This is a genomic window from Rheinheimera sp. ATLC3 (assembly GCF_059429535.1).
The window spans coordinates 2,422,260-2,435,470 of record NZ_CM182103.1; the positions used below are offsets into that span (position 1 = coordinate 2,422,260).

Consider the following 13,211-nt stretch of genomic DNA (forward strand, 5'->3'; position numbering starts at 1 on the left):
GGAGTAGTATCATGGACATTCAATCTGCATTTTATTCTGGGTTACAGGGCTATTCGCGTGCCAGTGCCGGTGTTACGGAAGCGACGGTCAATATTAACCGGCAGACCCAACTTAACAGACAGAATGAGACAGAACAGGCGGTGGCCCAGACTGAGGCTGCTGAGTCCTCCCAGCGCCTACAGGCGCCGGAACAACAGGTATCGCTGACAGACAGCCTGGTGCAGCTTGGCCAGGAAGAGCGGTTGGCTCAGGCAAATGTAAAAAGTATCCAAACTGCCGATGAAGTATTGGGCACTGTGATCGATATCAGAGTCTGACAGCATGCTGGTGTCAAATTACCCTAATGTCAGTATTAACACCGCCAATCCGCCAACTGAGATGGCGCGGCGTGATGCTGTGCGTCGGGATTTATTTGAACCGGTAAAAGAAGCGGAAAAATCAGGCGCGGAAAAGCCACTGGTTTCTGATGAGAAAGCCCGTACAGCTGGCAGCTCATCGACGGTAAACCTGTATGATGCCCGGGGTAAGGAAACTGAAACCCAGCAGGCGATTGAAGGGCAGAGTGAACGTGAGCCGGGGCAGGAGGGTGAAGCGGGCGGTGGTGAACAACCCTCGCAGCAAAATGCTGAGCAGCAGACTACGGCGCAGCAAAAGCAGGCAGAACAGCAAGAGCAAAAGCAGATCCAGGAGTTGAAAAGCCGGGATCAGGAAGTAAGGCAACACGAACAGGCGCATGCAGCAGCAGGTGGCAGGTACGCCGGATCGCCAAGTTACTCCTATGAGCAGGGCCCGGATGGCAAACAGTATGCTGTTGGTGGTGAAGTGCCAATAGATGTTTCCCCGGTGGCGGGCGATCCACAGGCAACAGTGCAAAAGATGAAGCAGGTCCGCTCTGCTGCGCTGGCGCCGGCAGAACCTTCAGCTGCTGACCGTCGTATAGCTGCCGAAGCCGCCCAGACACAAATACAGGCGCAAGCCGAGCTGGTTGAACAAAACTCCGCTGTTACACAAAACAAAGGTCCTGAACCGTCAGAGCAAGGTGGTAGTTTTGCAGAGCAGGTGACGCAAACTGAAATTAGTTACAGTGTGTCAGATACGGAAGGCAATACTGCTATTGTTTATCCACAGCGCGATACTTTGGCCAGCTCTGCCCAGATGCAATTGCGCCGCAACGTCATAGCCGGGTTTTATCAGCAAGCAACAGAACCTAATATCAAACAGTATTTGCAGCAGGCCTGAGTGGGCCACTGCCTTCAACGTTACGCCTTTCCCATAACATACTGAATTATAATAAATAGATTAATAATAGATACTAAAACGGCCTCAAATAGTGCTGGTATTGCCAGCGACTGATTGTTCCATTTTCTCTCTTACTTCATGCTGAGCAGCAAACTGCCTGACACAACCTGTTATGCAGTAACTGATTTATCTGAATAAATACAGGAAGAGATTATGGCGCGATGGCTATTAAGCTTGATATTAACTTTTGCAGCCCTGGCTAGTGTTACTGAAAGTATCGCAAACACAAAAACTGAAACAGCTATGCCTAATCATGCTGTTAACACTATTCCATCTAAAGATATTCAATCCTCTGTAGAGGACGGTCCTTATGCTTTTTTTAGTGATAGCGAACAGCAACTGCAGATTAAATGGCTATGTGAAACGGGCGTGATAGAGAAGACCCAATCAGTCACGGAGGCTATAGCTCCGGTTTGCGCATATCCACGTGAGATCACTCTTCATCATAATCAAACACTTGAACCACTGTTACGCTATCAGGCTGATACTGTTGCAGTGATCAGTGATATTCATGGTCAGTATGACCTGATGAAAAAACTCCTTAGTGCGCACGCAGTGGTTAATGCCGACGCAAACTGGTCGTTTGGTCAGGGGCACCTGGTTGTTATTGGTGATGTCATGGATCGGGGGGATAAAGTTACCGAAATACTCTGGTGGCTTTATCAACTGGAGCAGCAGGCTGAAGCGGCAGGCGGTAAGGTGCATTTATTGCTCGGTAATCATGAAACTATGGTGCTGTACAATGACCTGCGTTACATAAACAAAAAGTACCAGCTAGTCGCAGAGAAATTTGGAGTTGGCTACAGCAGCTTATTCAGCGAGAACTCAGTGCTGGGGCAGTGGTTACGTAATAAGCCTGTACTGGCGCAAATTAATGACATGCTGTTTGTACATGGAGGGTTGCATCCGGATTATCTAGCACTGGGAATGTCTATGGCTGAGGTCAATGAGCAGTTCCGTTTGTCGCTGGGCATACCCCGTGACAAGTTAAAGGAAGTTCCGGTTTTGAATTTTCTGTATGGCTCTTTAGGGCCGTTGTGGTACCGCGGCTATTTCCGGCCGGAACAGGCTATTACAGAACCTCTTTTGTCGCAGTTACTTACCACTCTTAATGTCAACCGTATTGTCGTAGGCCACACGTCCATGGATGGCGTTTACTCACACTTTGCCGGCAGGGTCATCTCTATCGACAGCAATATTAAGCGTGGTAAAAGTGGCGAGATAATGTTTTGGCAACATGGCAACCTTACCCGCGGCACTATAAGCGGCGAAAAGTTACCCATGCGTTCTTTGCCGAATACTGCAAATCCTGCAGATTAACCCTTCTGTTACCACATATTTAGCGCTGATTTTCAGCTGAACTTTTTTTATGTTATTGATTTATAAAAGATAGATATTAAATAGAGTTTGAACTGGTTAAGAAAGGAGTTAGATGTCATTGCAATGACATGTAACACAGCGATAAACCTGCAAGCAGTAAGCCGGAGGTATTTCCGCCCATACCGGTTTTTCTGCCTGGTTGCAGATCAGAAACGCCAGAGTAAATAAAAAACACTGATAAAACTTGGGAACAATAAAATGAATAAGAAATCAGCAGTGGCGCAGGCCGTCAAAACTGTAATGCTGACAGGCGTGTTTGGCGGTGTGTTTTTCACCGGCGCCAGTTACGCGCAAGATAATACAGCAGAGTCAAACGAAGCCGGTAAAGTTGAACGTATTGAAGTAACAGGTTCCCGCATCAAGCGCACGGATATGGAGGGTGTTGCTCCTGTTACTGTTATTTCTGCAGAAGAGATTGAAAAAAGCGGCTTTACCAGTGTTGAAGAGATATTGCAGGCGTCGGTAGCCAATGCCGGACGTACTGTTGAAGGCAATGAAAGTAGCTGGACTCAGGGAGCCAGTACGATCAACTTACGTGGTATGGGCGCAAACCGCACTCTGGTGCTGGTCAACGGCAAGCGGGTGCCGCAATATCCTGCAGCAACGGGTGGCACCACGAACTTTGTTAACACTTCGACCTTTCCTACCAGCGCAGTAGAGCGGGTAGAAATTCTGACCGGAGGCGCTTCAGCTATTTACGGTTCGGACGCGGTTGGTGGTGTAGTAAACATTATTCTGAAGAAGTCTTATGACGGGTCTTCGCTCGACGTACGGTATGAGAACCCTCAGCATGGCGGTGCAGACCGTCAGCGGGCTACGTACACTGGCGGCTTTGAAACCAAACTCGGCCAGACTGTGCTGGTGGTTGAGTATGCAAACGATGAAATATTGCGGGCGGGTCAGCGCGAAATGACACGTGTTGGTGGACCTGATGGCACCGATACCTACAGCTCTACTTCAGCTTATCTGCGTGATTATGATAAGACATTCCATAATATCGGCGTGTCGGGCTCTTCTGCATCTTACATTATGGCCAACCAACAGCAATGCGCAGAACTGTTCGGTGAGCGCGGTATTTGGAATGACGCTGAAAGCCGCTATAAATGCCGTTTCGATACAGTCTCGGACGATGGCCTGCATACAGGTAAAGAAGAATTTAATCTGGTATTAAGCCAACACGGTGACCTGACTGATAACTGGCAATACAGCGTATTACTGCAAGGCAGTGATAAAACAACCAAGCGGGGTAATGGCCAGAAAAGTATCAGCCCGTATATCTATATGGATGCAGATAACCCGGGCACTTACAGCTACGATGCCGCAGAATTTGCCAATAGCCGGGAATTCCGCGTGTACCGCCGCTTAGACGATTACGGCCAAATTCGTGATTACACCGGTAAAGAGAAAAACTTCAATGGCTCAATTGGTGTAAATGGTAGCGTAGGTGAATACGAGCTGGAACTGAACTGGGCTTATGGTAAAAGCTCTTTCAACCGCATAGGCCGCAATCAGATGCGTGCCGATCGTCTGCTGGATGTGATCAGCTTTGATCCTGCCGATTCAGCTAATCCGGAAAAATGGTACCCACTGGACAAAATGACGCCAGAACAGGTGCAGTATCTGTACGCCGAAACCCTGACTGATGCTGATTCAGGTATGAATCAGTTTTCAGCCGTATTAACCGGTGACCTGATTGACCTGCCTGCCGGCCCGGTGCAGTTTGCCGCATCTGCTGAATGGGCGCGTGATTGGTATTCAGATATCAAAGATGCCGATACGTTAAGTGGTAATTTACTTGGTCAGGGTGGCACACAAGGCCGCGGCTCGCGTAAGCGCTATGCCGCAGCGGGTGAACTTGCTATTCCAGTGCTTGACCGTGGTTCAGACTGGGGTGGGTTAGATGCCAGCGTTGCACTGCGCTATGACAAATACGATGACAAATCTAACGTAGGCGGTGCTTTTACGCCGCAGGCTGGCTTAGTTTACCGTCCGAACGAGAGTTGGTTGCTACGTGCCAACCTGGGCCGCAGTTTCCGGGCGCCAGATTTACACCGCATGTATGCCGGTGTCAGCCGTTCTTTTGGTGAAACCAGCCGTCGTGTTGATATCAACCACCCGATCGATTTGGATGACAGCTACGAATCCATCAGTGCCGGTAACCTTGACCTGACAGAGGAGAAAGGCAAGTTCTGGAACCTTGGCGCTGTGGCAGAACTGACGGATAACATTAGCGCCAGTCTGGATTTTTGGAACATCGAGCTGCGCGGCGCGGTGTATACCGAAAGCGTAGACCGTATTCTGGACAATCCGGCGTACGATATGACAGGCGTTGCCGCAAATTGTAATGAACTGGATACGCTGGGTTATATCATGCAGCAGCCATCAGGGCAGGCGTATAAAGACTTACTCTGTGTAAGGCGCGGCATTATCAATAGCGCCTATGAAGCGTCACGCGGTATTGATGGTGAGGTAAGCTACAGCCTGGATCTGGACACGCTGGGTAGTCTTAAATTCACTGCTGCAGCATCTTACACACTGGAAAAAGAATATCAGGCGTTTGCTGGTGGTGAGGTAGTTGAAGAGACTAAAGATGACTATCTGCCAAAGTGGAAAGGGAACTTATCAGCACGCTGGAATTATGGCGACCTGAGCATGAACCTGGCCTGGTATTACCTGGGAACCGGAGAAGGCCGCGACTTGTGGGAGCTAGTTGATGCAGAAGGTGAAGAGTATGAAGATTATGTTCATAGCAAGTTGGCACCGTTTAAGCGGATTAACTTCAACACCAGTTATCGCTTTAACAGCAGCAATAAGCTGACACTGGGTATTAATAATCTGGCTGATGAGAAACCTCCTGTCTATGTGCCAGGCCATCCTGAGCGCAACGAGCATCCGTACTATCCAACCAGCAGTGGATATAACATTTTAGGCCGCACCTTCTATGCCAGTTACGAGTTACGTTTCTGATAAAGCGGTAACTTAGTTGATATAGCCCCGATAACGGGGCTTTTGTTATTGCAAAGGAAACGCCATGCTACGTATTGGATTGTTTTTTTTCAGTTGCTGGATCTCGTCACTGCATGCGCTGACTTATCAGCAACCGGATGGCCGGCTGGCGCAACTGGTTGATGCTGCCAGCAGTGTCAACTGGCAGCTTTCGGCCAGTGAAAAATGGCTGCTTCAGACCGAAGTCGCTGCTTATCCTGAGCTACAAATGTTGTCCCGGCAGACAGCGGCTCTGGCAGGGTTACAAATCGATTTGTCTCAGCTAAGTGCTGGGTTGGGCCGGGGCTATCAGCGTATTAGTATAAAAAGCATGCAGCAGGCAACCCGGCATGAATGGGCTGCTAATACCGGACAAGCGCTATTTAGCCCGCGCTTATCACCGGATGAACAGTGGCTCAGTGTTGTTGTGGCAGAACCTCACGGGCTCTTTATTGAACTGATGAATTTGCAAACCGGTAAGCGTAAACGTATGCGTCAGCGTTTAAATGCTGTCCTGGGCATTCAGTATCAGTGGCTGGCAGACAGCTCAGGAGTGGTCGCAGCTGTTGCTACTTCGCCAGATACACCGTTACAGGAAGCTTTATCAATACAGCCTGTAGTGCGTGAAAGCACGGGTAAAGCTGCTAAATTGCGCACTTTTCAGCACTTGCTGCAATCGGATAGCGATGCTGCTTATTTTGAGCAGTTAGTTCAAAGCCGGCTGGTACGGGTGTCGACGCGGTTAGCCGTTAAAACAATTGCTGAACTGCCTTTGTATGCCTTCTCATTGTCACCGGACAACCGTTTTATCCTGACACAGCAGCTTAGCCGTCCATATTCTTTCCGTGTACGTTATACTCATTTTCCCCGCCAGGCCGCCATTTACGATCTGCGTGGACACAAACTATTTGATGCGGGTTCTCTAGATTTACATGAGAGCCGTAAAACCCGCAATGGGCCGCGTATTCTGAGTTGGCAACCACATCAACCAGCTACTCTGTACTGGATAGCAAAGCGTGATGATAAAGCCAGTAAAGATGAGATCTGGCAGTGGTCAGCGCCTTTTTCAGAGAAGCCACAGTTGTTGTATACAACAGCATGGCGCTATAAAAGGCTGCTTTGGTCAGACAGCAAACTTGCCATTTTGTATGAGACAGATGAAGACACCGAACAGGAAAGGGCCTGGTTGTTTGCAGCAGGGCTGTCTGACACACCTCAGCTTTGGTACCAACGGCATATAAAAGATCAGTATGCGTTGCCCGGTGAACCTTTACTGGCAAAAAACCGCTATTTCCGCCAGGTGCTGCAACTTAGTGAGTCTGGTGAGTTTTATATACGAAGCCGGGATAATACAACGCTGCAGGCCCGGTTGCTAAAAATTATGCCGGTAACACAGCAACAAACATTACTTTGGCAGTCGGCAGCTGATGCAGAAGAAACTCCTTTAGCACTGTTGACTGACGAAGCATTGCTGTTTACCCGGCAAACACAGATGCAGCCTCCAGAGTTGTATTTAAAAACTGCGGCAGGGGCGGTGCAGCAATTCACCGCCAGGCCTCATCCGGCTCCGGTTTTTGCACAGGTGCAACAGCAACTAGTTGAATATCAACGTAAAGATGGGGTTAAGCTAAGTGGGCGGCTGTATCTGCCTGGCGGGTATAAACCCGCTGATGGCCCATTGCCGGTATTAATGTGGGCCTATCCCCGGGAATATACATCAGTAACTCTGGCAGAACAGCGTACTGTACCCGAACAGCGGTTTGCCAATTTCAGGCCTAGCAGTGCACAACCTTTTGCTGCTTTAGGCTATGCTATTTTTGATCAGGTAACTATGCCCATTATCAGCACTGAAGGCGCTTTGCCAAACGACAATTTTTTACCTCAGCTTATTGCTAACGCAGAAGCGGCAGTAGACGTACTGGTAAACCTGGGCGTCGCAGAACGTGGTAATATTGCCGTGGCCGGACATTCTTATGGCGCTTTCATGGTTGCTAACCTTTTGGCGCATACCGATCTTTTTGCGGCTGGCATAGCCCGCAGTGGTGCTTACAACCGTTCATTGACGCCTTTCGGTTTCCAATCCGAAAAGCGCAGTTTGTGGCAAAATACTGCTTTGTATACCAAGATGTCTCCTTTTCTGCATGCAGATCAGATCAACGCCCCTTTGTTACTGATCCACGGTGAGGCAGACGCCAACTCTGGCACCTTCCCGCTGCAGTCTGTGCGTTTATTCGATGCACTACAGGGCTTGGGTAAGCAAAGCAGATTAGTTTTATTGCCTTTTGAAGGACATCATTATCAGAGCCGGGAATCGTTATTGCATATGTTGTGGGAGCAGCAAAACTGGTTGTCCCGCCACCTCAAAGCGACACCCGCTATGCATGCCGTGCACTGAGCAGAGAGTGATATGACGGCCTTGTTTGGCGGTGAAAAAGGCTTTTTGCCGCCGGGTTGTGTTAAGATTTGCCGGCGAAACTTCTTTTAGGTACACCTGTATTGGTAATGCATGATAACGCAGCGATCTTTTTATCTGGCAGAACTTCTTGTCAATCCCGCTGAGCTGAGCCTTTGCACAGCGGCAGGAGCCGGGACGTCAGTGCAGCAGAAGCCAATGGAAGTGCTGGCTTATCTGGCACAACAACATCCGGCCCTGGTAAGCAGGCAGGAATTGATTGACGTCGTGTGGGCTGGCAACAGCTATGTTGGTGAAAAAGCTCTGACCAATGCTATCTGGCAATTGCGAGCTTCGCTGCAACAACTTGCTGAATCAGAACTTATCAACACAGTGCGGAAAAAAGGCTACCGGCTGGCTGTGGCACCTGTGTATCTGACAGAGCAAAATGCAACGTCGCCTGCTCCGGTTGAACCTGCAACAAAGGCTGCAACGGCGCGACGAAAAACAGTACTGTGGTCAGTCGCAGGGGTAATGCTGATTACCCTTTTGGGTATCGTGGCTCATTACAATACAGCAGCTATCGCTAAAGACACTGCTGCGCATATAGTGTCACTGACAAAAGGCAATGGCCGTGCAATGTTCCCGGCCTTGTCGCCGGACGAGCGTTATCTGGTATTCAGCTGGCGAAAATTCGAAACGGCCAGCAATCTGTATTTGCTGGATATGCAGAATACTTCCGCACCTGCGCGACAGCTTACCTTTAGTGTGGATGATGAAAGCCGGCCTCTGTGGTCAAAAGATGGCCGGCATATTTATTACTCCAGCAAAACAGCAGTTTACGGCGAATGCTTTATTATGCAGCTGGATACGGTAACGCTGGCCAGCAAGCAATTAGCAGCCTGCAACCGCCACAGTACTGTGTATATGGATATTTCAGCTGATGGCCGATATCTGGCATTCAGTGGTCGTTTGCAGCCTGATGGCGCCAGTTTGTACCGGCTCGACCTGCAAAATCCTGAAGCTGAACCTCAGGCTGTGCCATGCCATCAATATTGTCAGTATCGGGTAAGAGACATGGCCTTTTCACCTGATGGCCGGTATCTGGCTCTGACCCGCCGAGCTCATCGTCTGTCTGAAGAAATATATTTGCACGATCTCGCGACCGGCCAGGAGCAAAAGCTGACAAGCGGTGAAGAGGATATTCTGGGGTTAAGCTGGCACCCGGATAGCGAGCGGTTATTGTTTTCGACGTTCAGGCATGGCAAACGTCAGGGCTATTTGTTGAATGTGACTGATCGGCAATTGCAGCCTCTGGAGCTGGAAGATTTTGCCTGGCCAAGTCGTATCTTGCCTAATGGTGATGTGTTTTATCATTCCAACAACAATGTGCCTCAGTTGGGTTACTTGCCATTAAATCAGAGTGTGACTGGGGCTGTGTTTCCGCTGACTGCTGCGGATGCCCGGTATGAAGCGCCGCACTACAATAAAAAGCAGCATGCACTGGCTTATGTCAGTAATGAGTCTGGTTATATGGAAATATGGAAAGCCGACCTGAATATGGAAAACCGGCAACAGCTGACGCAATTGCACGGTATGGTAAAGTACCCTCAATGGTCCAACAGCGGTCGCTACATTGCCTTTGTTGCCCGTCTGCCAAATGAGGAAGAAGACAAGCTTATGCTGCTGGACGTTAAAACTGGGCAGCTGACTCAGCTTAAAACCGGTGCACTCTGGCATGGAAAAATTAGCTGGTGGTATGATGACAGCGCGGTCATTTTTTCACACAACAGTAATCTTTTCAGTATTGATACCAGTTCAGGTGATGTGAACCAACTGACGTTTAAAGGCGGAGTATGGGGCCAGATGATGGCAGTAGATCGCTTTTATTTCAGCAAAGGCCGCAATCGTGGTTTGTGGCAGCTCTTGCCCGATGGTTCTGAAAAACAGCTACTGCCTGGCAGCATATTCAGCTCCCGCACAGCATGGACAATCACAGAACATGGTATTTACTTTCTGCAGCAGAAGCCGGGACAGTTGCTGGTCAGCTATTATGATACCAACGATGGCCGGCTGCAGGATCTTATTCTTTTGCCCCCTGATTTACTGCATTTACTCAGCGTGATGAGTTTTGATGAAGAAAATCAGCGCCTGCTGTTTGAGTTGTCAATGCATCCTAGAGCCGATATCCAAAGACTTAGCCATCCGCTACTGCAGTAGCGGATGGCTGCAGCTGACTGGCGGCTACTTTTTCATTTTAGCGAAGGCTTCAGCAAAGGCATTTCCCATAGCGGCATTGCTGTCTGCCGGTTTTGCCTGACGCGGAGCGGCTGCACTGCGGTTGTTTTGTTGCCGCGGCGCTGCTTTATCTGCTGTTTTGGGCTGGGGCTGTTCATCCATACGCATCGTCAATGCGATACGTTTGCGTGCAACTTCGACATCCAGCACTTTTACCTTAACCACATCGCCGGCTTTTACAACCTGATGCGGATCGCTGACGAACTTATCGGTTAACGAAGAAATGTGTACTAACCCATCCTGATGCACACCAATATCAACAAAGGCGCCAAAGTTGGTTACGTTAGTAACTACGCCCTCGAGCTGCATACCCGGTTTCAGATCTTGTAGCGTTTCTACGCCATCTTTAAAGCTGGCTGTTTTAAACTCGGGGCGCGGGTCGCGGCCGGGTTTATCCAGTTCTTTTAAAATGTCGCTAATGGTGGGGATACCAAAATGCTCATCAGCGAAGGCCTTGGCATCAACGCTTTTTAAGAAGCTGCTATTGCCGATGATCTGATCAACCGATTTTTGATGCGCTGCCAGAATTTTTTCTACCAACGGGTAAGCTTCAGGATGCACGGCCGAAGCATCCAGCGGGTTATTACCCTTACTGATCCGCAGGAAGCCTGCAGCCTGTTCAAAGGCTTTAGGGCCTAGCCGTGGCACTTTTAACAGTTCTTTGCGTTCATTAAAGCGACCATGGCTGTCACGGTAAAATACAATGTTCTGCGCCAGGGTTTTATTCAGGCCGGCTACGCGGGACAGCAGTGGCACTGACGCCGTGTTTAAATCTACCCCTACCGCGTTCACACAGTCTTCGACTACGCCATCGAGAGATTTGGTCAGCAGGCTCTGGTTTACATCGTGTTGATACTGGCCAACACCAATAGCTTTGGGTTCAATTTTCACCAGCTCTGCCAGCGGGTCTTGCAGACGGCGGCCAATGGATACCGCGCCGCGCAGTGACACATCGAGATCAGGGAATTCCAGTGCTGCCAACTCAGATGCTGAGTAAACCGACGCGCCAGCTTCAGACACCATGATTTTCTGAATTGCCTGCTCTGGCAGTGCTTTGATGACATCGCCGGCCAGCTTGTCGGTTTCGCGTGATGCGGTGCCGTTACCGATAGCAATAAGTTCTACTTTATGTTGCTGGCACAACGCCGCCAGGGTGCGTACTGACTTATCCCACATATTTTGCGGCGCATGCGGAAATATCGTAGTTTGTGCCAGTAACTTACCGGTTTCATCAATTGCTGTTACTTTCACACCTGTGCGCAGGCCCGGGTCCAGTGCCAGTGTTGTGCGCATGCCCGCAGGGGCTGCCATCAGCAAGTCTTTTAAATTGCGCGCAAATACTTTAATGGCTTCTTCTTCGGCTTTTTCACGCAGTTCACCCAGCAAGTCGTTTTCCAGGCTCAGGTGCAGTTTTACTTTCCAGGTCCATTGCACTGCTGTTCGTAGAAAGGTGTCGGCGGCGCGGCCTTCATCTTTGATATTAAAATGTTGAGCTACCATTTGCTCACACAGGCTGTGTGCGGTTTCTTCGTTTGCGTCCGGCACCAGCTGCAACTGCAGTACACCTTCATTGCGACCGCGCAACATCGCCAGTGCACGGTGTGACGGCGTTGATTTCCAGCTTTCAGAGTGACTGAAATAATCGCGGAACTTGGCGCCGTCCTGCTCTTTGCCTGCAACAACGGTGCTTTTTACTACCGCATGTTGAGCCAGATGCTGGCGCAACCGGGCCAGCAGGTTAGCATCTTCTGCAAAACGCTCCATCAGTATGTATTTCGCACCATCCAGGACGGCTTTTTCATCAGTAAAGCCGGCATCAGCATTAAGATAAGCACTGGCCTCGGTTTGCGGGTTCAAATTAGGGTTTTGCATTAACGCGTTGGCCAGTGGTTCAATGCCGGCTTCAATGGCAATTTGCCCTTTGGTGCGGCGTTTGGCTTTGTAAGGCAGGTATAAATCTTCTAAACGGGTTTTATTGTCGGCTGCCAGTATGTCCTGCTTCAGCTCTGGTGTTAACTTACCTTGCTCATCAATAGTTTTTAAAATTACCTGGCGGCGTTCTTCCAACTCGCGCAGATAGGTTAAACGTTGCTCCAGATGACGCAGTTGGGTGTCATCCAGGCCGCCGGTGACTTCTTTACGGTAACGGGCGATAAAAGGCACCGTTGCGCCTTCTTCCAGCAAGGTAATAGTGGCAGCAACCTGCTCCGGACGGGCAGCAATTTCTGCCGCAATCTGCTTAACAATAATAGACATAAACGAAACATTCCTGATTTTACGCACCCTGAGGGGTGAAAGACGTCAGATGAAAGACCACGAGATATGCCGATTGTCCCCTTTGTCAGACAAAAAATCCATTCTTACATGCAGGGTGGTCGCGCTCAGGTGTAACGGATGGCGTTAATAAACCAAAGTTTATCACCAGTCGGGGTGCGTACCAGGGCGTCGTCATCCACCGCTTTTTTTAACAGCGCGCGGGCCATAGGTGAGTCGATAGAGATATAATCTTTGCGGCCATAGATCTCATCCGGGCCGACAATTCTAAAGTTCAGCACGTCGCCGTCGTCATTTTCAATTTCTACCCAGGCACCAAAGAATACCTTTCCGTCCTGCTGAGGCGAGTAATCAACAATCTTCAGAACCTCCAGCCTTTTACGTAAAAAGCGGATGCGCCGGTCTGTTTCCCTTAGCAGTTTTTTGTTGTACTGATAATCGGCGTTTTCGCTGCGATCGCCGAGGCTGGCAGCCCAGGCCACTTTGGCCGTTACATCGGGACGCTTTTCACGCCACAGGTAATTCAGCTCCTGTTGCAGCGCGTCAAAGCCTTCGCGGGTGATCAGATCTGTGCGCATAGAGT

At 49.6% G+C, this 13,211-nt stretch carries 8 protein-coding genes; 6 read left to right on the top strand and 2 right to left on the bottom strand.

Annotated elements, in window-relative coordinates; translation table 11 throughout:
• Window positions 1-11: 11 nt before the first annotated feature.
• The 6 genes from AC5SV9_RS11205 to AC5SV9_RS11230 all read left to right on the top strand — a co-directional run bounded on the left by AC5SV9_RS11205 (window position 12) and on the right by AC5SV9_RS11230 (window position 10,276).
• A complete protein-coding gene (locus tag AC5SV9_RS11205; protein WP_475152519.1) occupies window positions 12-317 on the top strand; it encodes an excinuclease ATPase subunit in 306 nt (101 codons plus the stop codon).
• A 4-nt stretch (window positions 318-321) separates the two neighbouring features.
• The gene (locus AC5SV9_RS11210) at window positions 322-1,239 is read left to right on the top strand and encodes a putative metalloprotease CJM1_0395 family protein (RefSeq protein ID WP_475152520.1); all 918 of its coding nucleotides are present in this window, start codon (window positions 322-324) and stop codon (window positions 1,237-1,239) included.
• Between the two features lie 303 nt (window positions 1,240-1,542).
• Window positions 1,543-2,619: a metallophosphoesterase gene (locus tag AC5SV9_RS11215; protein WP_475152522.1), complete on the top strand. Its 1,077-nt coding sequence runs from the start codon at window positions 1,543-1,545 to the stop codon at window positions 2,617-2,619.
• Between the two features lie 258 nt (window positions 2,620-2,877).
• Window positions 2,878-5,646 carry a TonB-dependent receptor domain-containing protein gene (locus AC5SV9_RS11220; RefSeq protein WP_475152524.1) on the top strand — a complete coding sequence of 923 codons (2,769 nt, stop codon included), beginning with the start codon at window positions 2,878-2,880 and terminating at the stop codon, window positions 5,644-5,646.
• A gap of 64 nt (window positions 5,647-5,710) precedes the next feature.
• Complete coding sequence (locus tag AC5SV9_RS11225; RefSeq protein ID WP_475152527.1) at window positions 5,711-8,059, top strand: alpha/beta hydrolase family protein; 2,349 nt, start codon at window positions 5,711-5,713, stop codon at window positions 8,057-8,059.
• A 201-nt stretch (window positions 8,060-8,260) separates the two neighbouring features.
• The gene (locus tag AC5SV9_RS11230) at window positions 8,261-10,276 is read left to right on the top strand and encodes a winged helix-turn-helix domain-containing protein (protein WP_475152529.1); all 2,016 of its coding nucleotides are present in this window, start codon (window positions 8,261-8,263) and stop codon (window positions 10,274-10,276) included.
• 24 nt (window positions 10,277-10,300) lie between these two features.
• Here the strand turns inward: AC5SV9_RS11230 and AC5SV9_RS11235 are convergent, their stop codons facing one another.
• Window positions 10,301-12,610 (bottom strand): Tex family protein, encoded by a 2,310-nt coding sequence (locus tag AC5SV9_RS11235; RefSeq protein WP_475152530.1) that lies wholly within the window; start codon window positions 12,608-12,610, stop codon window positions 10,301-10,303.
• Between the two features lie 125 nt (window positions 12,611-12,735).
• Window positions 12,736-13,206, bottom strand: a complete 471-nt coding sequence (gene greB, locus AC5SV9_RS11240; protein ID WP_230819728.1) for a transcription elongation factor GreB — start codon at window positions 13,204-13,206, stop codon at window positions 12,736-12,738.
• Window positions 13,207-13,211 lie beyond the last annotated feature (5 nt).